Here is a 20,240-nt window from a genome sequence, read left to right as displayed (position 1 = left end):
ACACTCAGGGAAAAAATTATAATTCAACTCAAGGAAGAGACTATGTTGAAGAAAATTCCACACATTTTGTTGGCGGCAGGGATCGTCCTGCTCGGCTCTCATACCACTGTATTGGCGTCCGAAACCGCGGCCTGCCAAAAGGTTCGGTTTTCTGATGTTGGCTGGACCGATATCACGGCCACAACGGCGGCGGCCTCAGTGGTTCTGAAGGCCCTTGGCTATGAGCCGACGGCGACCGTTCTGGCCGTTCCGGTAACATATGCTGCTCTCAAAAATGGTGATATCGATGTTTTCCTTGGTAACTGGATGCCAACAATGGAAGGCGATATAGCGCCGTACCGCGAAGATGGCTCGGTTGAAACAACGGGGATGAACCTGACCGGCGCCAAATATACACTTGCGGTCAACAAGGCGGCGGCAGACGGCGGGATTAAAAGTTTCGCCGATATCGCCCCGCACAGAAATCAGCTTGAAGGCAAGATCTACGGGATTGAACCTGGCAATGACGGCAACCGGCTGATTCAGGACATGATTAACTCCGACGCTTTTGGCCTGAAGGACTTCAAGGTCGTTGAATCGAGTGAGCAGGGGATGCTGGCCCAGGTTGCCAAGGCGAACCGCAAGGACGAATGGGTGGTTTTCCTCGGCTGGGAACCGCATCCGATGAACGCCAATTTCGACATGACCTATCTGTCGGGCGGCGACGAATATTTCGGTCCCAACTATGGTGGCGCTGAGGTTTATACGAATGTGCGCAAGGGCTATCTGACAGACTGCCCGAATGCCGGAAAGCTGGTTTCAAACCTGAAATTCACCCTGCCGATGGAAAATGAGATCATGGGGGCGATCCTCGATGACGATGCTGAACCGAACGCAGCCGCCAAGGCCTGGCTGCAAAAGCATCCGAAAATTGCGGCAAGCTGGCTGGACGGGGTCACAACCTTTGACGGCGGCGATGCCTCCGCGGCTCTTGACAAGGCGCTCGATCAATAAGAGAGGCGGGCAATATCCGGCCAGGAGCTTCGGCTCCGGCTGACTTTACCACTATCAATGCTGCCAGAGGTTTCGCAGATGAGGGGAAATGCGCGATATGGAATGGCTGACGGAGCATAAAATTCCGCTGGGAAGCTGGATCCGCGACGGCGTGGATTTCATGCTTGATCATGGTGCCTGGCTATTTGACAGCTTTTCGGATGGACTGGCGTTTTTGGTAAACGGTCTTGTTGATGTCATGCTCTGGGTGCCTGCGCTGGGATTGATCGTCGTCTTTGCCGCCGCCGCTTACGCCCTGCATAGAAGCTGGAAACTGGCAGCGTTAATCGTCTTCTCGCTGCTGCTGGTGATTAATCTCGGGTACTGGGAAGAGACGGTCCGGACCATCGGCCTGATCCTGGTTGCAACCTTTGTCTGCATGATTGTCGGCATCCCGCTTGGTATTCTGGCGGCGCATCGGGCGCGCTTTTACATGGTTCTGCGTCCGATTCTCGATCTGATGCAGACAATCCCAACCTTTGTCTATCTGATTCCGACGATGATCATGTTCGGGCTCGGCGTTGTGCCCGGGCTGATTTCCACGGTTATTTTTGCCATCCCGGCACCGATCCGCCTGACCTATCTCGGAATTTCCGGCGTTCCCCAAACGTTGATTGAGGCCGGGGAGGCGTTCGGCGCGACCCGGCGGCAAATCCTGTGGAAAATTGAATTGCCTCACGCCATGCCAACCATCATGGCCGGAGTCACCCAATGCATCATGCTCTGCCTGTCGATGGTGGTGATCGCGGCGATGGTCGGTGCGCCGGGGCTCGGCGTGCCCGTGCTGAGGGCGCTCAACACGGTGAATATTGCCAAGGGATTTGAGGCCGGGCTTGCCATTGTCATCATTGCCATCCTGCTTGACCGCGTCTGTAAGCAACCCGACGGGAAAGAGCAGAAATAGCATGGCCGTCGTCGAATTCAAGAATGTCGATATTGTCTTCGGGAAAGATCCCGCCGACGCCCTGGCGCTGCTGGATCAGGGTGCAGACCGTGAGAAAATTCTGGGTGAGACGAATATGGTTCTGGGGGTTGCCGACGCGACGCTTGGCGTTGATGCCGGTGAGATTTGCGTTCTTATGGGCTTGTCCGGTTCCGGCAAATCAACGCTTCTTCGTGCCGTCAATGGCCTGAATAAAATAAGCCGCGGGCAGGTGCTGATCGAACATGAGGGGCAGCAGATAAACCTGCCCGATTGCACCTCGGCGACCCTCCGCCAGTTGCGGATGCACCGCATTTCCATGGTCTTTCAGCAATTTGCATTGCTGCCCTGGCGCACGGTCGCCGAGAATGTGGGGTTTGGCTTAGAGCTCCGCGGACTTGGCAAGGCAGAACGCCGCCGTATCGTTGCCGAAAAGCTGGAACTGGTGCAGCTTGAGCAATGGCAGGATAAATATGTCCATGAACTTTCCGGCGGTATGCAGCAGCGGGTCGGCCTTGCCCGGGCCTTTGCGACCGATGCGGATATCCTATTGATGGATGAGCCCTTCTCGGCGCTGGACCCGCTCATTCGAAACCGGTTGCAAGATGAGTTGCTGGCGCTTCAGGAAAAGATGCACAAGACCATCATCTTCGTGAGTCATGACCTTGACGAGGCACTGAAAATCGGCAACAAGATCGCGATTATGGATCAGGCCCGCATCGTCCAGTATGACGAGCCGGAAGAAATTGTCCGCAATCCCGCCAATGACTATGTTGCTGATTTCGTTGGCCATATGAACCCCCTCAATGTCCTGCGCGCCCGGTCATTAATGACGCATTTCGCCGATATTCCCGTGCAGGACGGCGAGCTTATTCTCGATCGTGCTGGATATTGTCGCCTGAAACTTGATGCGGCAAGAAAGCTCGTTCAGGCAACCTCCAATGGTCTGCCCTCAAAAATCCTCGCTTACGGCGATACCCAGGGGGGGGAGGCAATAGACTATAACCAGTTTGTCACTGCACCCGTGGATATCATGTTGAGAGAGGTGATCGAAATTCGCCGCAGATCCGGCTCGCCGGTATTGTTTGTTGAGAATGATAAACTTGTTGGTATGATTGGCGATGACGAGATTTTTGAGGGTTTCTTAAACCAGTCGGCCAGCCAATCGGGGCGCAAACCTGAATAGGATAATAAAAAATGAAACTATATGATTTTCCCGGCCCCCCCAGTCCTCGCCGCGTAAGGATTCTTCTGGCCGAAAAAGGTCTCGATGTTGACAAGATATCGGTGGATATTCGCAGTGGCGAGCAGTTCTCGGATGAGTTCAAAAAAATCAATCCCAATTGCACCGTCCCAGTGCTGGAGCTGGATGACGGAACGACCATTTCCTCCATCGATGCGATTAACCGCTATATCGAGGAAATCTATCCTGAACCGCCCCTGTTCGGCACCAGCCCGGAAGAGCGCGCGAAGATTAATGACTGGTGTCATTATACAAACGTGAACGGATTTATGGCGGTGGCGGAAGCGCTTCGCAATTCTGCGCCGCGGCTCGCGGGACGGGCCATTACCGGCCCCCGGGATGTCGAGCAGATTCCGGCCTTGGCGGAAAGAGGACGGCAACGCGTTCTTTATTTCTTTGAGGATCTCGACAAGCAGCTCGAAGGCCGTGACTTTGTCGCAGGGAACAGCTACAGCGCCGCTGATATCGGTGCAATGGTCGTCATCGATTTCGCGACCACCATGGCGAAAATTGAAATGCCGGAAGGCTTGCCCAATTTGAAGCGCTGGCATGCCGCTGTCGCCGCCCGGCCAAGCGCCAGCGCCTGAGCGGGAAACTTTCGTCAGTCCCGACGGCGGCGCGCGTTTCGCCGCCCGCCGGCCGGCTTGGCGCCATGCCCCTCTCCTGGCGGAATGCTGATCTTCCATACGGGCCCGAATCGCGCCTCGATCTGCTCAATATTAAGGGAGGAATTGGGCGTATATCCGTCGAGCGCGGCGGCCATGGCCTTTAGATGCGCATGGCTGGTGCCACAGCAGCCACCAATGATACGGGCGCCAGCATCGGCGGCAAGCCGCGCATAATCCGCCATCACGTCGAGCGTCCCGCTATAGGTGAGCTTGCCATTCTTGAATTCGGGAATGCCGCAATTGGCCTTCGAGACGATGATGTCGCCCGCCTGCGCCGTTGATTTGAGCCCGATCAGCGTCTCCAGCATTTCCCCGGCGCCGACACCACAATTTGCACCCCAGCCCATGGGAGGCGTTGGCAGGCTCTGGCAAAATTCCGTGAAATCGCCGGGCTTGATCCCCATCATGGTGCGCCGGTTGGTATCAAAGGACATGGTACAGATAACGGGATAACCGGTGGCGGTCGCGGCCTCAACCGCAGCCGCCATTTCCTCGGTAGCCGAAATGGTTTCAATCCACAGCACATCGACACCACCGGCGACAAGGGCATCGGCCTGTTCCCGGAAGGCGGCAACGGCGCCGTCATGGGTCAGGGCACCCATTGGTTCCATCAATTCCCCGGTCGGCCCCATGGAGCCCGCAACGATAACCTCGCGGTCCACGCGGTCGGCTTCGGCGCGGGCAATCTTTGCGGCCGCAAGGTTAAGCTCGCGGACCCGAGACTGGGCGTTATGAAGTTTGAGGCGATAGCTGGTGCCGCCAAAGCTGTTGGTCAGGATAATGTCCGACCCGGCCTCGACAAAGCCGCGATGCAGGGCTGATATTTTTTCAGGGGCATCGATATTCCATAATTCGGGAGCATCACCCGACTGCAATCCGGTGGCAAAAAGGTTCGTGCCGACCGCGCCGTCCGCTAGCAGGAACGGCTTTTTATCCAGCAATAGTTGAAGTTTGTTGATCATCGTTCCCCGCCTTTTACCACACTGCGTAATGGGTCCTCTGTCATGTCACAGAGTGACCCACTCCGCAATGCAAAAGCGGCGCGCATTCAAAGTCCCGGGCCTGCGTTATGACACATCGCCTCCCGCATCCGATTTGTCCTGCGACTTCGGGCGTGGAGTTCGGGGCGCCTTTTTTTCCTCGGCTGCTTCGGCGACAATAATGACATCATCGTCGGTAGCGTTGGAGGGCGGTGCCGGTGGAGTTTGGGATGGCCAGCGATCAATTGGATATGGCTTTGCGTCACTTTGATAGGAAAGAAAGGCGACCAGCTGCCGGTTATACTCAGCAAGCGAGCCCCCAAAAGATTGAAGCTGGGCGAACGGCGATCCGGTTAGTAATGATTTTACAAACTGAAGAATGGTAATTACGAGCAGGACAAGGCTGGCGACCTTATATGTAATCGCGTAGAGTATAATGTAAAGCAATCTTGTCCAGGTTGTTTTGGATTTTACGTGGGTTTTTACATCGTCTGTCATCAGGCAGGCCCCTTGAATTGCCAAAAGTAAATGTTGATGCCGAAGCGATTGTCGCATGCCGACATCAGTGTCGTCCGCTTTGACGCCCTACAGATATTGCTTGAAGTCACGGTTTTCAAGGGTTAGAGCCGCTTTTTCCACCTGCCTCATGAAAATTACGTCAGAGTGGAACATTGTCTGCCAGGTATTCGATGGCCGCCTGAACGCCGCCGTTTCCGTGGGGAATTGCATGTGCTTTCAGGCTCATCTCTATCGCCCCAAGTGTACCGAGAAGCATTGGCGCATTGATATGGCCCATATGGGCAATGCGCAGCGCCTTGCCGGATAGAGCGGAAATGCCGATACCAATGACAACACCGCATTTGGTATCGCAATAGCTATGAATTTTAGCAAGCGCTTGTTCGTCCTTTATCAGGACTGTTGTCACCGAATTGGCGCGCTCCGCCGGATTGGTGATATTGAACGAAAACATTCCGCCCTCCGCCCATTTGCTGACGGCGCAGCGGGTTGCTTCGGCCAGCAGCCGATGGCGGGTGATGATGGCGTCCAGCCCCTCCTCGCGAATGAGCTGAAGTGCCTTTTGCAGGCCGTATAACATGTGAACGGGCGGCGTTCCCGCGTATTTCTGGTAATGTTCCGGCCCCTGACGGGCGGTCCAGTCCCAATAGGCCGTGCGCAGGTTTGCTGTCTCATGACGTGCCATCGCCTTTTCACCGGCGATCGTGAAGCTGAGGCCGGGAGACATCATCAGGCCTTTCTGGCAGGCGGCGACGGTGACATCAACGCCCCAATCATCCATTTTATAAGTCATGGTGCCGAGTGATGCGATGGTATCGACCATCAGCAGGGCATTATGACCGGCAGCATCAATGGCCCGGCGAAGAGCCGGGATATCGTTGACGACGCTGGTCGCGGTATCGATCTGAACGACAAGGATCGCTTTGATGTCGCCGCTGACATCCTGCCTGAGACGGGCCTCCAGTTGGGCCGGGTCAACAGCGGCGGTCCAGCTGCCGGGCAGGATTTCGACGTCAATACCAATGGTTGCGCCGGATTGTCCCCATCCAGCGGCAAAGGAGCCGCTTTCTAACACCAGGACCTTGTCATTTCGGCTGAGAACATTGCTAAGGGCAGCCTCCCAGGCGCCATGCCCGTTGGCGATATAGATAAATGGTGTGCCGGCTGTTTGGGCAAGCGCCAGCAAATTATGCTGGATGTCAGCGGTAATATCGACGAGTTCGCCTTTGCGGATATCTATGGCCGGCCGATGCATCGCCGCGAGCACAGCATCGGGGACGGTGGTTGGACCTGGGATACTCAAGAATTGGCGACCATTTCTCACACTCATCGGACGAGATTCCTATTTCGTTTTCTATCAAATATTTGCGGAGTTTATTCTCTTTTTCGGGGAGGGCAATGTCAAAAATGATGGATAGTTACTCAACATCCCGACCCTGGTTTTGATCAAGCACGGTGCTATAAAGTTGCTTGCTGGAAGAGCCGAGACTGCCGAGGGGCAGGAATTCCGCCTTCTGCTTCCCGGCAGGTCGTTGCAGAATGCGCAAAAGCGTAAACAGCGTTAAAAAGACAGTGCAGACTGTGATGTAATAGAACAACCCATTGGGCCCGACCACCCCCATTACCTGCGACGCAAGGATCGGGCCGATGCTGGCGCCTATACCATAGGCAAGCAACAGCCCGGCCGAAACTTGTACCAGGCGATCCTGATCGGCGAGGTCATTTACCTGTGCCGAGGACATCGGATAAATCGTGTAGCAAAATCCACCGTAAATGGCACCAAAAATGAATATCGTGATGCCATGGGATTGAGTGACGGCCCAGACAATACCGAGGCTTGCCGCCGCCGTTGCAACCCCGGCGATGATCAGGATCGTGCGCCGGTCAAAATGATCCGACAGTCTGCCGACCGGGAATTGAAGCAGCATGCCGCCGAGAAGAATACTGGCCATGAAGGTTGAAATCTGCCCGATATTCAACCCGTTGGCGGCGGCGAAAATAGGGCCCATGCTGTTGAAGGCGGAATTGGTCAGGCCCGCAGTCAAGGTCCCGAGGACGCCAACTGGTGAAATCTTGATCAGGTTCGTGAATTTCATCCGTTCGGGCACGGAGGGCTTTGGCGCCGTTGCCCGGGTCAGCAGGATTGGCACCAGCGCGAGCGAGAAAATGATTGAAGCAACCGAAAACAGCTGGAAGCTGCCGGGATTGGCAACAGTCAACAGGAACTGGCCGGACCCGGCGCCGAGATAGTTGGTAATCATATAAAACGACAGGACACGGCCGCGCGTGGCATTCGTCGATTTTTCGTTCAGCCAGCTTTCAACAATCATGATCATTCCGGCCATGCAGAACCCCGTGACCGCCCGCAGGAAAAACCAGGCAAAGGGATTGATGATCAGGACATGGGCGAGAACAGCGACGGACATGATGGAGGCGAACGCGGCGAAGGACCGTATATGCCCGGCACTCGCCACCACCCGTACCGCATATAAGGCGCCGAGCAGCATGCCGATAAAAAACCCGGCCATGATCACACCGGTAATTTCCGTGGAAAAGCCTTCAAGCGTGCTGCGCAGGCCCAGCAGGGTCCCGAACATGGCATTGGCCACCATCAACAGCCCATAACTGGCCAGTAACGATGCGACGGATTTTATTGAGGTCCACATCGGACGTCAGGAACCGGGGGTGCCGGGGGAAGTTCGGACTGTCCAGATCATTGCCGCCAGCGAGAGCGCCCCCAGAACCGCAAAACTTCCGACAAGGGGCAGGACGGTGCCATTATAAAGTTGTGCGATTAAGGTGCCGATTGCCATGGAAACGAAAGTAGTAATGGAGCCGATGACCGCCGCAGCAACGCCGGCAATATGGCCGAGCGGTTCCATTGCCATGGCATTGAAGTTCCCGAACAGCATGCCAACGCAAAAAAAGGCGATCAGGAAGAAGCACATAAGGGCCCATAACGGCGGCTGCCCCTGTTCAGACAAGGTATAAAGCCAGAACAACATTGAGACAGCTGTCAGCACGACCAATGCGTAATAGCAAAGCTTGCGCATTCCGAACCGCATGACCAGCCGGGCATTGACAAAGGAGGCGGTCCCGATGGCCATCGCAAGCGACCCGAAATATACGGCAAACATGTCTCCCACGCCGTATTGCTCCTGAAAAATTTGCTGTGACAATGTCAGATATCCCAAAAAGGCACTGAATATGAAACCACCAACCATCGTAAACCCAAATGCCGCGCGGGTCCGGAATACTTCTTTCACCGCAATTAATATCCGGCTCGTTGACAAGGCCGAGCGTCTCGACGGTGGCAGTGTTTCCTCCTGCCGGAAAGCAAACCATATCAAGACCGCCAGCCCGAGAGCAAATAAAACCACAAAGATGGCATGCCAGTTGGCGACGAATAATATTGCCTGGCCCAGCGCCGGCGCGAGGATTGGAACCAGAATGAAAACGGTCATAACGAGGGAGACGAAACGCGCCATCTCCCGCCCCTCATACTGATCGCGGATAAGTGCCAGGGTTACAATCCTTGGTCCCGCGACCCCCAGTCCCTGAAAGAAACGGCCGACAAGCATCACCTCGAAATTCGGGGCGGCGATTGAGATGAGGCAACCGATCAGAAACAGGAGAAAGCCAAAATATATTGCCGGTTTTCGCCCTGTACTATCGGAAATCGGTCCATAAAGTAACTGCCCGATTGCCATTCCGAGGAACAGGACCGCAACAATATATTGCCGTTCGTTAGCATCGCCCGCCTGTAAATCACGGCTAATTTCAGACAGCGCCGGCAGCATGACATCAATGGACAGCGCGACCATTGAAATCATCAGGGCGAGTAGGGCCACCTGTTCGACAAATCCAAGTTTTGCAGGCCGGGGGGGCGGTGTCACTCTCAATACTCCGATAGTAAAAATTGGCTAGGGTTTAAAGGCGGGGTGGGACCGACGCAGATTGTTCTGCCGTCCCCCTTTCAATGACCGCACATTATATAAGAAAATGCATCAGAAGAAACAGATTGTTTAAGTCCAAACAATTTTCTTCCGAACTGACCAGCGCGTCGCAGCTTCTACCACTTTATGGAGCAATTTAACAAAGTCGATGTAGCACTCTTTTCGCTTTCGCTTAAGGTAATTACTGGAGTAAGCTTTTGCGATGTCGGTCGTTCCGCACTCAATAATAAAATGAGGAGGCTCTGCGATGACCCGGACAAGTGAGATACTCCCCAGGCGCGGACTTAACGCGAAACTGGCCAATCTGCCGTTTTTTTATGGTTGGGCAGTTGTTGCCATCGTGTTTATCACGATGGGGATAGGTGTGAACGTCCGGACGTCCTTCTCATTGTTGTTCCCGGCGATCCTGAAAGAGTTCGGCTGGGACCGGGCAACGACGGCGGCGGCCTTTTCCATCGGTTTTTCTGTTGCCGCCATTTTATCGCCGATTATCGGGAAGTTGCTTGAAACCGTGGCACCGCGGTATCTTCTGTCGATATCGGCGGTGACGGTCAGTGCGGGATTTATTCTGTCGACCTGGGCGACGGAGCCCTGGCATTTTTACGTGACCCTTGGCATCCTGATGGTCGGAACCGGAATTGTTCTGACCTATGTCGGCCATTCGATGTTTCTGCCCAACTGGTTTCATCGCCGTCGCGGGATGGCCGTTGGAATTGCCTTTTCGGGGGTCGGCATCGGATCGATGGTGTTGATGCCACTTATTCAGGATACAATCACTGAAGACGGCTGGCGTCAGGCTTGCTGGTTGATGGCTGGGCTCCTCCTCGTTATTGTGTTGCCACTCAACTTTTTTCTGCAACGGAAGGAGCCTGCGGATATCGGGCTTTATCCCGATGGCGATGCAGCCCCCGATCGTGACCAGACGAGCGCCCAAAAGTCCGCCGCCGATCCGGTCGTAGACGTCGACTGGGTCAACACGGACTGGACGCTGAAAAAAGCGATGAAAACGGCGACTTTCTGGTGGATTTCCCTCGCCTGTTCGACGGCACTCTATGTCTGGTACGCTGTGCAGGTTCACCAGACAAAATACCTGACCGAGATCGGGTTTTCGGATATCGCCGCAGCCTCGGCGCTGGGATTGGTCGGGTTTGCCGGGGTGCTGGGCCAGATATATCTTGGCGGCCTATCCGACCGGATCGGGCGAGAATGGGTATGGACGGTCGCAAGCCTCGGATTCGCTGTCAGTTGCATTTTGCTGCTGATGATGGAGGATATCCCGAGTGTTGCCATGATGTATGCCATGGTTATCCTGCAAGGGGGACTGGGTTATGGACTTGCCACCGTTTTCGGGTCCATGCCGGCGGATGTTTTTCAAGGAAGAGGCTATGGGTTGATCTTTGGGACGATCGGCACGATTGCCTTGATCGGCGGCGCTGTTGGCCCTTGGGTCACGGGCTTGTTGTATGATATTACCGGGAATTATCACATCGCCTTTTACAGCCTGATCGGTCTCTCCAGTTTGTCGATTTTGTCGGTCTGGCTCGCTGCCCCCCGCAAGCGGCGGCTGGTCGCGGGCCAAGCCCGAAAACGTGCGGCAAGAATGCTGCCGCCGTGATATCACCGGCACCGTGAACGTAAAGTGAAAGAAAAAGAATGGCTGAAACAAGAAAAATTGCAGTAGTGACAGGCGCGGGTGCCGGTATCGGCCGGGCCGTTTCGCTGGCCTTGCTTGGCGTTGGATATTCAGTACTGCTGGCCGGACGGAGTCGTAAGTCCCTACAGGAAACGCTGGATCTTGCCGGGGAAAATAGCGCAAATGCGCGGGTCATTCCCACGGACGTAAGCAATTCAACCGCTGTTAAGGCATTGTTCGACAAGGTGAAATCAGAGTTTGGCAGGCTCGATCTTCTGTTCAACAACGCCGGTATCGGCGCACCGCCAGTGCCGCCGGATGAACTGGCACTAGATGTCTGGGAGTCTGTCGTCAATACGAACCTGAACGGGTCCTTCTATTGTGCACGCGCGGCCTTTGGCCTGATGCGTCATCAACGACCGATGGGCGGGCGGATTATTAATAACGGCTCGATCTCTGCGCATGTTCCCCGGCCTTATAGTATTGCCTACAGCGCAACCAAGCATGCCATCACCGGGCTGACGAAATGTCTGTCACTGGACGGTCGCCCCTTTGATATCGCTTGCGGGCAGATCGATATCGGCAATGCGGAAACACCGATGACGTCGGTCATGAAAAAAGGCGTGCCACAGGCAAACTTGACCATGGCACCGGAACCGGTGATGGATGTCAGCAATGTCGCCTCCGCCATTCTTTACATGGATAGCCTGAGTCTTGACGCTAATGTCCAGTTCATGACCATTATGGCAACGAAAATGCCATTCATCGGGCGGGGGTGACGACATGTGCCACCCACTTGAATTTACGTCAGCCCGATCATACCTAACTGATCGTTCCAATAACTTTTCTGGCCAATAACTCTTCTGGAAAGTCAGGTTGCTATGTCAAATTCCCGTAAAGTGAGCCGTGTTATTCTTTCGCAAATTGCGTCGGATGGGGCGGGAGTAAAGCTGCGCCGATCGATTGGCGGCGAGCAGCTCTCTGAGCTCGACCCGTTTTTGTTGCTCGATAATTTCGGCACTGAAAATCCAGATGACTATATTGCCGGGTTTCCGTCGCATCCTCATCGCGGATTTGAAACCGTGACCTATATGATTGACGGTCAAATGCGTCACAAGGACTCAACTGGCGCAGAAGGAATTCTTGGACCGGGCAGCGTGCAATGGATGACGGCGGGGCGCGGTATCGTGCATTCTGAAATGCCCGAGCAGCGCGAAGGCCGGATGAGCGGGTTCCAGCTTTGGGTTAATCTTCCGGCCAGCGACAAGATGTGTGTTCCGCGCTACCAGAATATCGATCCCGAAGACGTGCCGTTGGTTGAACTTGGTACGACTAAATTGCGCGTTCTAGCAGGTGCCGTGACCGGCCCGGACGGCATCGTGTCCGGCCCGGTGAAAGGCGTTGCAACCGATCCGATTTACATTGATATTACCCTTGCCAAGGGTGGAAGCTATCATCATGCGGTCCCGGAAGGTCATACTGCCTTTATCTATGTATTCGAGGGCAACGTCGACGTTGGCGGCACCGAGTTGAAGCAGCATCATCTGGCCATTCTATCGGATGGGGACAGCGTTGACCTAAAAGCAAAAACCGGGGGCCGCGCCATCCTCGTCGCCGGACGTCCGATTGGCGAACCGGTCGCAAGGTATGGGCCGTTTGTTATGAATTCCCATGAGGAAATCCAGCAGGCGGTTCAGGATTTTCAGTCCGGAAATTTCTGAACAGGGACTGAAGGTTCCTGTCCTTACCGGGCGGTGGAAGGCCCGGTAGGGTTTTCCAGCAATTTAATTGTCACCTCGAGAATGACGAAAAGGAATAAATGATGACTTTGGATATTTCCTCGCCGATGACCCTGCCCTGTGGGGTTCGTGTCAAAAACCGGATCGCCAAGGCGCCGATGACAGAAGGGTTGGCAGACCCGATGAACCGGGCGACAAAGCGCCATGTTACGCTCTATCGCAAATGGGCGGACGGGGGCGCGGGCATCTTGGTGACCGGGAATGTTCAGGTCGACCGGCGCTATCTGGAGCGGCCGGGAAATGTCGTGATTGACGACAATGGCGGCCTCGATGAACTCCGCGCCTTCGCCGCTGCGGGCACGACCAATAACACGTTGTTGTTCATGCAGATCGGCCATGCGGGGCGGCAGACGCCGCGTCGGGTAAACCCGCGCCCCGTTGCACCCTCGGAAATCTCTCTTGCCTTGCCCGATGCCGCTTTTGGCCGTCCGCGCGCGCTCACCGCTGAGGAAGTGGAGGATGTCATCCGACGTTTCACCCATGTGGCGACGGTGGCGAAGAAAACCGGCTTCTCCGGCGTGCAGGTGCATGGCGCCCATGGCTACCTGATCTCGGAATTCCTCTCCCCGCTTGCCAATCAGCGAACCGATAAATGGGGTGGAAGCCTCGAAAACCGGGCCCGGCTCTTGCGCGAGACGGTGCGGTCCATTCGCGCCGCTGTCGGGCCTGAATACCCGATTTCCGTGAAACTCAATTCATCCGACTTTCAGAAAGGCGGGTTCAGCCATGAAGACTGCCTGCAGGTTGTCAAATGGCTTGAGGAGGATACAGTCGACTTGCTTGAGATTTCCGGCGGGAATTATGAGAACCCGGCGATGATGATAGGGGCCCGCGGGGCTGATGAAATCCGCAGCACGACGGTTGCCCGGGAGGCCTATTTCATGGGCTATGCCCGCAGCATTCGCGCGGCAACAAATATTCCGTTGATGGTGACAGGCGGCTTTCGGACGCGGGCGACCATGGACGCGGCCCTTACTGAGGGCGACGTTGATATCATCGGTATTGGCCGTCCGCTCTGCGTCGATACCGACGCGCCTCAACAGCTGCTATCGGGAAAGGCAGAGGGCGCCATCGCTTATGAACAACAAATTAAGCCTTCCAAGGGTGCGCTCGGCTGGTTTTGTCTTAACCTCATCCGTATCGCCGATGGGCTCGCGCCGGATAGGGAGATGACGGGGGACTTGGCAATCGCCGCCTATCTTGCAAACGAGGAAGAGACTGCCGCCGCGCTTGAGGGCCGCAGGCTGGAGTAACAAAGGGCTGGCCATCCGGGTTCCCTTTCCGATATGCTGCCCTATCTTTCCATTTAGCCATTTCTTCTATGGTGGTATCGAGGAGATAAATGATGTTTGGAAATCCATCTCTTATAACCCGAATAGCCATCGGCAAGGGGATCGGTCTGATGTTCGGCCTGCTTGGCTTTTTCTGTTTGGCCGCCTTTTGGCCGGAGTCGGATAGCCTGTTACGATGGGGGGTCTTGCTATGGTATATTACTGTCGGGGCGGTTATCGGCGTTTTCGGGGCGGTATCCTGGCATCCGGTACTGAAGCTGCCATTGCCTTGGTGGATCCGGGCACCGATTATCGGGGGCTGGATGAACTTTGTCCTGACATTTTTTGCCTATGACAGCTTTCAGGCCATGATCTTGGCCGTTTTTGGACCAAATTCGTTTCTCTCACCTTTTTGGTCGATCTTGGAGGGGGCCGTCATTGGCCTTGTTATCGGGTTTTTTGCGACCCGGTTCGGGGGCGAAGGCAAGGAAACGGTCGTCGGCCAACCCTGATCGTCAATGGAGTAATATCAGCCTTGCCGGGTAATCTCGCGCGTTACGGCCGCAAGGCGGTCCTTGCCAAAGAACATCTCGTCACCCACAAAAAATGTCGGCGACCCGAAATTTCCCCGGTCGACCGACGCGTTAGTGTTCTTGATAAGGCTCTCCTTGATACCCTGCTCCTGTGTCCGCTCCAGAATATGGGCGCCATCAAGCCCCGCGGCATTCAGGGTGTCAATTATGACAGTCGCATCATCCATTTTCAGACCTTGTTCCCACATGGCGGAAAAAACGGTATCGATATATTTATCATTATATCCTTCATCATTGGCGACAATGGCTCCGCGCATGATCTGAACGGTATTAACGGGAAAATTCGGGTTCATTCGGAATTTATCAAGGGAATGCTCCTTGATGAACCGTTTCATTTCGAGGTGCATGTAGTTCATTTTCTGCGGTATATCGGCAAACTGCTCCATCGGTGATTTGTTGTTTGTGAGCTTGAACACGCCCCCCAGCAAAATCGGAAAATAGATGAATTGTGATCCCGTCTCCTTCTCGATGTCAGGAATAGCCTTATGGCTGCAGTAGGCGTTCGGGCTGCCAAAATCAAAATGAAATTCGATGTCTGTCCTCATTTTCTGTTTCCTTAATAATTTCCAGCCACTCGATATTGTGTTTCAGTCTGGACCTTTGGCAAAAAATAGACAAGATTAGTGTTATCCGTCCGTCAAAATAAATAATGAGCAAAGGGGAGCGGCCTTATGAATGATATATCAGATTTACGTGTCGGCTTTTCGGCCATGACCGAAGGCGAGGCAGAAGATTACAAAATCATTTCGAAGAGTTTCAAGGCCTATGCCAAAGGGCTTCCGGAACGCGTCCTTGATCACCTGAAGCTGTTGAAAGGTGATTTTGGCGGCTTTCCGGTTGACCGGCTGGAGCATTCACTGCAAACGGCAACCCGGGCCCATAGAGATGGCCAGGACGAGGAATATGTCGTTGCGGCGTTACTGCATGACATCGGTGATACCCTCGGTAGCTTCAACCATGCGGATATCGGCGCCGCGATGCTCAAGCCATTCGTCTCGGAGAGGCTTCACTGGATCCTAGAAAAGCATGGGATTTTTCAGGGGTACTACTTCTTCCATCATATCGGCCTTGACCGTGATATGCGGGAGCAATTCCGGGGGCATGAGTATTTTGAGGACTGTGCATATTTTTGCGAGGCCTTCGATCAGGCGGCATTCGATGCGAGTTATGTGTCCGCGCCGCTGTCATTCTTTGAGCCGATGGTGCAGCGAGTCATGGCATCGCCGAAACAGTCTATATATGTCATCGAGCCGTAAATCTGGCGGGATTAGAATTTTGTCGCGATGGCGGGTGGGGTCTGGGATCGCCGATTGGACTGTAACTCCCGATGCGAGATATATGTTGCCGCGCCAACAATAATGGCGCCGCCCAGCAGAACATAGGGATCCAAGGCCTCGTTGAATAAAAGTATGCCGAGGATAGCGGCCCATACAAGCTGCAGAAAACCAAGCGGCTGCGTTACTGTAATCGGCGCCGCCTGAAATGCTCTGGTGAGGGTAAAATGGCCCGCAGTTGCGATACAGGCGGCGGCGGCCAGCCAGAGAAATTCGTAATGTGAGGGAGTGCGCCATTGCAGCATTGCTCCCGGAAAGAGCACAATCGTACAGCCGAGCGATAACATTCCAACGATTACTGAAGGGTTCTGTGTTTCCGTCAATTTTTTTGCTATGATAAAGGACATGGCCAAAAGTGGGGCTGCGCAAAGCTGGGCAAGCTGGCCAAGACTAATCTCCTGGAATCCCGGCCGCAAGATTATCAGGGCACCGATAAGGCCGCAAAGGACACCGCCGATACGACGGGTGTGGAGCCTTTCCCCCAGAAAGATAGCTGCGCCTATGGTCACAAATATTGGCGCGACGTAGCCGATGGCGGTAACCTCGGCGATGGGAATGCGCGCCATTGCATAAAACCAGAGCATGACACCAACCCCGTTCACAAGCCCTCGTAACATATAGAGTTTAGTGATTTGCGCCGTGGGGAGCCCCTGCCAGTTCCGCAACACCATCGGCAGGATAACGATCGTGCCGAAAAAATATCGGATAAAGGCGGCTTCGACGGCTGGCAGGCTTGATCCAAGATGACGGATAATACATGTCATTCCGACGAATAGAAAACCGGAGGCGATCATCCAACTGATACCTTGCAGTATTTTATTGCTTTTGAGGGCATAGGTGACAGACATTTATAAAACCATTTTATTTTTATGTGGCGCGACCGTATTCAAATGATGAGATCGCCTCAAACAGAACGGTACGGCATGTTACAAGTCTGCGGATCGCCGGTGACGTAATAGCGTATGCGCGATAGCTTACCGCTAACGCTTTGTCTTCGTCCATTTTAATCCAGTCTTTACGGTCGATTTATTTCCGGCCCGGTTAAAGGAATATCAACAAGCGAATAGCACCTCATTCGACTGCGACAGGTAATGAATAAGGACATATTCAGCTTTTATTAGGAAAATTATTTTACTATTGCCGAAATGATTCTGCGGGGAATTTGTTATTTTTACCGAGTTAATCAATCAGATGATTTCGACTTCCACCTTTGTCTATCCGAGTCTGCTGGTATTTATGGGTATTGCGTCAATACCTGGATTCCTGTGGTGGCGCCGAAAGCGACTGTACAAAGTCGGCAAAGGCTACCATCTTATTATAATTGGCACGACGATCATTGCCCTGGCTTTTTCCATTGAATATGCAAAGGATGTGATTTTCGGATTTATGCCGTCCGGTGCACAGATCATCCCGGGGGCGTTCCAGCTAGAGGTCATCACTGGCGTTGCCCTTTATTTGCCGGGCAGCCTGTTAGTTGCCTGGGGACTCTCGTCCTATTTACCGGCGGTCGGACGCCTTAACGCCGAAATAACCCTTCGTCAGCAAACTGAACAGCAACTGCTTCAGGCAAAGGCGGACGCCGACGTTGCGAGTGCGGCGAAATCGCAGTTCCTGGCCAACATGAGCCATGAACTCAGAACGCCGCTGAACGCCATACTCGGCTTTTCCGACATTCTTAAAAATCAAACGTTCGGCAGCATAGGAATGCCCGTTTATCAGGAATATGCTGAGGATATACACTCGTCAGGAACGCATCTGCTGGATTTGATTAACGGCATTCTGGATGTTGCGAAAATTGAGGCGGGCAGGTTCCAACTGACGGAGACGGTGGTTGATGTAAAGTCGTCTATCGGCATTTGCGTCAACATGAGTGCGCTAATGGCAAAAGACGCGGGAATTGAGCTTGTCGTCGAGGCGGAGAACGATCTCCCTTGCATATACGCAGACAGCATTCGCCTCAGGCAGATTATTTCCAACCTGCTGTCAAACGCCATTAAATTTACTAACCCGGGCGGTAAAGTGACGATATCGACTGATATAAACCAGCGGGGGGAGCTGTTTATTTCCGTGCAAGATACCGGTATTGGCATCGCGGCGGACGATATTGAAAATGTGCTGACAAAATTTGGTCAGGTCCCGGACAAGCAATTTCGGAATGCGCATGGCACCGGTCTCGGACTGTCACTTGTTCAGCTCATCGTGTCTGAACATGAGGGCATTTTCGAGTTTTCAAGCGAACTTGACGTGGGCACAACGGCCACAATCAATTTTCCCTTTTCTCGGCTCCGGCCGCGGCCCATTTCTCAGGTTACTGCCAATTCCGATGCCCGCATGGTTGCAAAAAAGGCATAACGAAAGCCCGTCTGGTTACGTTACTGGCGGCCTTTATTAGCCCGCTTTTTCAGTAATGCCACGATGTGCTTCGTCGCCCCAAATTGATTCAACCTTCGCGTCCCGGCCGCAAGTAAAGCGGTAAAATTTATAGCGGACGGGGCTCTTTTCATAGAAATTCTGATGGTATTCCTCTGCAGGATAAAATTCAGTTGCGGGGGCAACCAGTGTGACGATCGGCGCCTTCAATTTCCCTGATTCTACCAGATCTCGTTTGGAGGCTTCCGCAATTTTCTGCTGTTCGTCGGAGGTCGTGAAAATGGCTGTTTTGTAGCTCGCCCCGCGATCACAGAACTGGCCACCATCATCCGTTGGATCGACGGTTCTCCAGAATATATCAAGAAGCTTGGCGTATGATATTGTTTCAGGGTCAAACGTTATTTGCACAGATTCGTAATGGCCGCTGCCGCCTGCAGTCACGATTTTATAGGTCGGGTCGGCGACGGTACCGCCGGTATATCCGGAAGTCGTAGTCAAGACGCCGGGCACATGATCAAAGTCCGATTCCACGCACCAGAAGCAACCGCCGGCAAATATTGCGGTTTCGGTCGCATCTGCGGCTCGGGCGAGGGATATGTTTCCGCCGTTTCCGGCAAGTGTCAGGAAGCTGACGATAACAAGGGTGAGGGCGCGCAACAAAGTAACAACCATAGGATAGGCTCCGGTTAAGTTCAAACTTGTATCAGAAATGGCCCAGATCGAAAGGGATTGCCAGCCTATCTCGCGGAGAATTGATAGCCGATGACTAAAATGTCAGGCTATATCTCCTAAGCAACATGTTCCTGCTGTCCCCGCATTGCGCTGCCAAACGGGCGATCGCCTGCCACCGTCGTCCTGTTCAGGGCACGCCGGAACCCGTCATAGTCATTTAAGGCCAGATGCATGGCGGCACGGTTATCCCACATTGCAAGGGAGTTCACGCGCCAGCGAAAACGGCAGGTGAAAATCTCTCTGACCGAGTGATGAAACAGCTTATCCAGAATTTCCCTGCTGTCAGTTTCCGACATACCCTTGAGGCGCGTTGTATAAACCGGGTTCACAAACAATGCCTTGCGGCCGGTTTCGGGATGGATCCGGACCACCGGATGCTCCATTTCCGCATGGGCGTCTTCAGAATGAAGGATGGTCATGGATTTGCGTTTCGAATTCCCAAGGATACTTTTCCCGGTTCCATAGGGGCGACGGGCTGAATGGATGGCAATAAGCGGGTCGATAATCGCCTTCATTCCATCGGACAGGGTTTCATAGGCCAGATACATATTTGCGAAAACTGTATCGCCACCATACGGCGGGATATCCTGACTATGAAGAATGGTTGCCATGGGGGGCGCTTCCTGGAAAGACCAATCCGAATGCCAATGCCCGCCAAAGTTGATGGTGTTGACTTCGTCGGCTTCCTTGACGACGGCGATAACCTCCGGGTGTTCCGTCATGGTTTTGACATAGGGCTCGATGCCAAAGGAGCCAAAATGAGACGTAAAAGTCTTCAGCTGCGGTATATCAAGAGGTTGATCGCGGAAAAAAATGACGACATGTTCAAGAAAAGCAGACCGAATTTCCGCAATGGTCTCCGCGCTCAGGTTCTGCAAGTCGACCCCGCTGATTTCCGCCCCGATTGTTCCGGTTATCGGTTCAACGTGAATTTTGTTATAGGGCATTTCCCCGGCCTCCCGCTATTTTCATGAATATTGTTATGCCGTAATGAAGTTGTAATGCTTGCCGAGCCCATTCAAGCTTCCGTTGGTAACTTTGCACAACAACAAACCTTCCCTGTTTGTATATTAGTGCAGGGCAGTTCTCATTGCGAGCGTAAATCATTCTCCCACTCGCTGAACTAACCTCTTCTTAATGTTTTATCTCTATTCCTGAGAACAATATTACAACCAGTGAGGGGCCGGTCGG

The 20,240-nt window shown here is 53.8% G+C and carries 20 protein-coding genes; 11 read left to right on the top strand and 9 right to left on the bottom strand.

Annotated features, from left to right (window positions below; genetic code table 11):
- The first annotated feature begins 42 nt into the window (after positions 1 to 42).
- The 4 genes from ACESNI_RS09410 (at position 43) to ACESNI_RS09395 (ending at position 3,784) form a co-directional block, all read left to right on the top strand.
- Positions 43 to 993: a choline ABC transporter substrate-binding protein gene (locus tag ACESNI_RS09410; protein ID WP_373086295.1), complete on the top strand. Its 951-nt coding sequence runs from the start codon at positions 43 to 45 to the stop codon at positions 991 to 993.
- Positions 994 to 1,090: 97 nt separating this feature from the next.
- Positions 1,091 to 1,936, top strand: a complete 846-nt coding sequence (gene choW, locus ACESNI_RS09405) for a choline ABC transporter permease subunit (protein ID WP_373086363.1) — start codon at positions 1,091 to 1,093, stop codon at positions 1,934 to 1,936.
- Position 1,937: 1 nt separating this feature from the next.
- Positions 1,938 to 3,140 (top strand): choline ABC transporter ATP-binding protein, encoded by a 1,203-nt coding sequence (choV, locus tag ACESNI_RS09400; RefSeq protein WP_373086294.1) that lies wholly within the window; start codon positions 1,938 to 1,940, stop codon positions 3,138 to 3,140.
- An 11-nt stretch (positions 3,141 to 3,151) separates the two neighbouring features.
- The gene (locus tag ACESNI_RS09395; protein WP_373086293.1) at positions 3,152 to 3,784 is read left to right on the top strand and encodes a glutathione S-transferase family protein; all 633 of its coding nucleotides are present in this window, start codon (positions 3,152 to 3,154) and stop codon (positions 3,782 to 3,784) included.
- A gap of 14 nt (positions 3,785 to 3,798) precedes the next feature.
- Here ACESNI_RS09395 and bmt read toward each other — a convergent pair whose 3' ends face one another.
- The 5 genes from bmt to ACESNI_RS09370 form a co-directional block, all read right to left on the bottom strand.
- Positions 3,799 to 4,827 carry a betaine--homocysteine S-methyltransferase gene (gene bmt, locus ACESNI_RS09390; protein ID WP_373086292.1) on the bottom strand — a complete coding sequence of 343 codons (1,029 nt, stop codon included), beginning with the start codon at positions 4,825 to 4,827 and terminating at the stop codon, positions 3,799 to 3,801.
- 105 nt (positions 4,828 to 4,932) lie between these two features.
- The gene (locus ACESNI_RS09385; RefSeq protein WP_373086291.1) at positions 4,933 to 5,343 is read right to left on the bottom strand and encodes a DUF4389 domain-containing protein; all 411 of its coding nucleotides are present in this window, start codon (positions 5,341 to 5,343) and stop codon (positions 4,933 to 4,935) included.
- A 160-nt stretch (positions 5,344 to 5,503) separates the two neighbouring features.
- Positions 5,504 to 6,691, bottom strand: a complete 1,188-nt coding sequence (locus tag ACESNI_RS09380; RefSeq protein ID WP_373086290.1) for an alanine--glyoxylate aminotransferase family protein — start codon at positions 6,689 to 6,691, stop codon at positions 5,504 to 5,506.
- A gap of 88 nt (positions 6,692 to 6,779) precedes the next feature.
- The gene (locus ACESNI_RS09375) at positions 6,780 to 8,027 is read right to left on the bottom strand and encodes an MFS transporter (RefSeq protein WP_373086289.1); all 1,248 of its coding nucleotides are present in this window, start codon (positions 8,025 to 8,027) and stop codon (positions 6,780 to 6,782) included.
- Positions 8,028 to 8,033: 6 nt separating this feature from the next.
- The gene (locus ACESNI_RS09370) at positions 8,034 to 9,257 is read right to left on the bottom strand and encodes a multidrug effflux MFS transporter (protein ID WP_373086288.1); all 1,224 of its coding nucleotides are present in this window, start codon (positions 9,255 to 9,257) and stop codon (positions 8,034 to 8,036) included.
- Between the two features lie 307 nt (positions 9,258 to 9,564).
- On the opposite strand from ACESNI_RS09370, the gene ACESNI_RS09365 reads away from it, so the two are divergent.
- The 5 genes from ACESNI_RS09365 to ACESNI_RS09345 all read left to right on the top strand — a co-directional run bounded on the left by ACESNI_RS09365 (position 9,565) and on the right by ACESNI_RS09345 (position 14,532).
- Positions 9,565 to 10,932: an MFS transporter gene (locus ACESNI_RS09365; RefSeq protein WP_373086287.1), complete on the top strand. Its 1,368-nt coding sequence runs from the start codon at positions 9,565 to 9,567 to the stop codon at positions 10,930 to 10,932.
- Positions 10,933 to 10,970: 38 nt separating this feature from the next.
- On the top strand, positions 10,971 to 11,729 hold the full coding sequence (locus tag ACESNI_RS09360) for an SDR family oxidoreductase (protein ID WP_373086286.1): 759 nt from the start codon (positions 10,971 to 10,973) through the stop codon (positions 11,727 to 11,729).
- Positions 11,730 to 11,831: 102 nt separating this feature from the next.
- Positions 11,832 to 12,671 (top strand): pirin family protein, encoded by an 840-nt coding sequence (locus tag ACESNI_RS09355; protein WP_373086285.1) that lies wholly within the window; start codon positions 11,832 to 11,834, stop codon positions 12,669 to 12,671.
- Between the two features lie 98 nt (positions 12,672 to 12,769).
- Entirely contained in the window at positions 12,770 to 14,002 is a 1,233-nt protein-coding gene (locus ACESNI_RS09350) for an NADH:flavin oxidoreductase/NADH oxidase family protein (protein WP_373086283.1), read from the top strand.
- A gap of 89 nt (positions 14,003 to 14,091) precedes the next feature.
- Positions 14,092 to 14,532: a hypothetical protein gene (locus ACESNI_RS09345; RefSeq protein WP_373086282.1), complete on the top strand. Its 441-nt coding sequence runs from the start codon at positions 14,092 to 14,094 to the stop codon at positions 14,530 to 14,532.
- Positions 14,533 to 14,549: 17 nt separating this feature from the next.
- On the opposite strand, the gene ACESNI_RS09340 is transcribed toward ACESNI_RS09345, so the two are convergent.
- The gene (locus ACESNI_RS09340; RefSeq protein ID WP_373086281.1) at positions 14,550 to 15,158 is read right to left on the bottom strand and encodes a 2-hydroxychromene-2-carboxylate isomerase; all 609 of its coding nucleotides are present in this window, start codon (positions 15,156 to 15,158) and stop codon (positions 14,550 to 14,552) included.
- A 126-nt stretch (positions 15,159 to 15,284) separates the two neighbouring features.
- On the opposite strand from ACESNI_RS09340, the gene ACESNI_RS09335 reads away from it, so the two are divergent.
- The gene (locus ACESNI_RS09335) at positions 15,285 to 15,869 is read left to right on the top strand and encodes an HD domain-containing protein (protein ID WP_373086280.1); all 585 of its coding nucleotides are present in this window, start codon (positions 15,285 to 15,287) and stop codon (positions 15,867 to 15,869) included.
- Positions 15,870 to 15,880: 11 nt separating this feature from the next.
- Here ACESNI_RS09335 and ACESNI_RS09330 read toward each other — a convergent pair whose 3' ends face one another.
- Entirely contained in the window at positions 15,881 to 16,795 is a 915-nt protein-coding gene (locus ACESNI_RS09330) for a DMT family transporter (RefSeq protein WP_373086279.1), read from the bottom strand.
- A 388-nt stretch (positions 16,796 to 17,183) separates the two neighbouring features.
- On the opposite strand from ACESNI_RS09330, the gene ACESNI_RS09325 reads away from it, so the two are divergent.
- Positions 17,184 to 18,299, top strand: coding sequence for a sensor histidine kinase (locus ACESNI_RS09325; protein WP_373086278.1), 1,116 nt, complete (start codon positions 17,184 to 17,186; stop codon positions 18,297 to 18,299).
- 36 nt (positions 18,300 to 18,335) lie between these two features.
- Here ACESNI_RS09325 and msrA read toward each other — a convergent pair whose 3' ends face one another.
- Together msrA and ACESNI_RS09315 are read right to left on the bottom strand one after the other, a co-directional pair.
- Complete coding sequence (msrA, locus tag ACESNI_RS09320) at positions 18,336 to 18,989, bottom strand: peptide-methionine (S)-S-oxide reductase MsrA (RefSeq protein ID WP_373086277.1); 654 nt, start codon at positions 18,987 to 18,989, stop codon at positions 18,336 to 18,338.
- Positions 18,990 to 19,105: 116 nt separating this feature from the next.
- Positions 19,106 to 19,996, bottom strand: coding sequence for a TauD/TfdA dioxygenase family protein (locus ACESNI_RS09315; protein WP_373086276.1), 891 nt, complete (start codon positions 19,994 to 19,996; stop codon positions 19,106 to 19,108).
- Positions 19,997 to 20,240 lie beyond the last annotated feature (244 nt).

The sequence above is a fragment of the Sneathiella sp. genome, assembly GCF_041689005.1.
Taxonomy (GTDB): domain Bacteria; phylum Pseudomonadota; class Alphaproteobacteria; order Sneathiellales; family Sneathiellaceae; genus Sneathiella.
The sequence above is the reverse complement of the archived record's forward strand: the minus strand, read 5'-3'. Positions and strand labels throughout refer to the sequence as shown.

What these genes read in the sequence shown, in the direction of transcription:
- ACESNI_RS09325 (WP_373086278.1), top strand. Translation starts at nt 17,184, where the DNA reads ATGGGTATTGCGTCAATACCTGGATTCCTGTGGTGGCGCCGAAAGCGA.
- ACESNI_RS09355 (WP_373086285.1), top strand. Translation starts at nt 11,832, where the DNA reads ATGTCAAATTCCCGTAAAGTGAGCCGTGTTATTCTTTCGCAAATTGCG.
- ACESNI_RS09395 (WP_373086293.1), top strand. Translation starts at nt 3,152, where the DNA reads ATGAAACTATATGATTTTCCCGGCCCCCCCAGTCCTCGCCGCGTAAGG.
- choV (WP_373086294.1), top strand. Translation starts at nt 1,938, where the DNA reads ATGGCCGTCGTCGAATTCAAGAATGTCGATATTGTCTTCGGGAAAGAT.
- choW (WP_373086363.1), top strand. Translation starts at nt 1,091, where the DNA reads ATGGAATGGCTGACGGAGCATAAAATTCCGCTGGGAAGCTGGATCCGC.
- ACESNI_RS09315 (WP_373086276.1), bottom strand. Translation starts at nt 19,996, where the DNA reads ATGCCCTATAACAAAATTCACGTTGAACCGATAACCGGAACAATCGGG.
- ACESNI_RS09375 (WP_373086289.1), bottom strand. Translation starts at nt 8,027, where the DNA reads ATGTGGACCTCAATAAAATCCGTCGCATCGTTACTGGCCAGTTATGGG.
- ACESNI_RS09365 (WP_373086287.1), top strand. Translation starts at nt 9,565, where the DNA reads ATGACCCGGACAAGTGAGATACTCCCCAGGCGCGGACTTAACGCGAAA.
- bmt (WP_373086292.1), bottom strand. Translation starts at nt 4,827, where the DNA reads ATGATCAACAAACTTCAACTATTGCTGGATAAAAAGCCGTTCCTGCTA.
- ACESNI_RS09340 (WP_373086281.1), bottom strand. Translation starts at nt 15,158, where the DNA reads ATGAGGACAGACATCGAATTTCATTTTGATTTTGGCAGCCCGAACGCC.
- ACESNI_RS09360 (WP_373086286.1), top strand. Translation starts at nt 10,971, where the DNA reads ATGGCTGAAACAAGAAAAATTGCAGTAGTGACAGGCGCGGGTGCCGGT.
- ACESNI_RS09385 (WP_373086291.1), bottom strand. Translation starts at nt 5,343, where the DNA reads ATGACAGACGATGTAAAAACCCACGTAAAATCCAAAACAACCTGGACA.
- msrA (WP_373086277.1), bottom strand. Translation starts at nt 18,989, where the DNA reads ATGGTTGTTACTTTGTTGCGCGCCCTCACCCTTGTTATCGTCAGCTTC.
- ACESNI_RS09350 (WP_373086283.1), top strand. Translation starts at nt 12,770, where the DNA reads ATGATGACTTTGGATATTTCCTCGCCGATGACCCTGCCCTGTGGGGTT.
- ACESNI_RS09345 (WP_373086282.1), top strand. Translation starts at nt 14,092, where the DNA reads ATGATGTTTGGAAATCCATCTCTTATAACCCGAATAGCCATCGGCAAG.
- ACESNI_RS09410 (WP_373086295.1), top strand. Translation starts at nt 43, where the DNA reads ATGTTGAAGAAAATTCCACACATTTTGTTGGCGGCAGGGATCGTCCTG.
- ACESNI_RS09330 (WP_373086279.1), bottom strand. Translation starts at nt 16,795, where the DNA reads ATGTCTGTCACCTATGCCCTCAAAAGCAATAAAATACTGCAAGGTATC.
- ACESNI_RS09335 (WP_373086280.1), top strand. Translation starts at nt 15,285, where the DNA reads ATGAATGATATATCAGATTTACGTGTCGGCTTTTCGGCCATGACCGAA.
- ACESNI_RS09380 (WP_373086290.1), bottom strand. Translation starts at nt 6,691, where the DNA reads ATGAGTGTGAGAAATGGTCGCCAATTCTTGAGTATCCCAGGTCCAACC.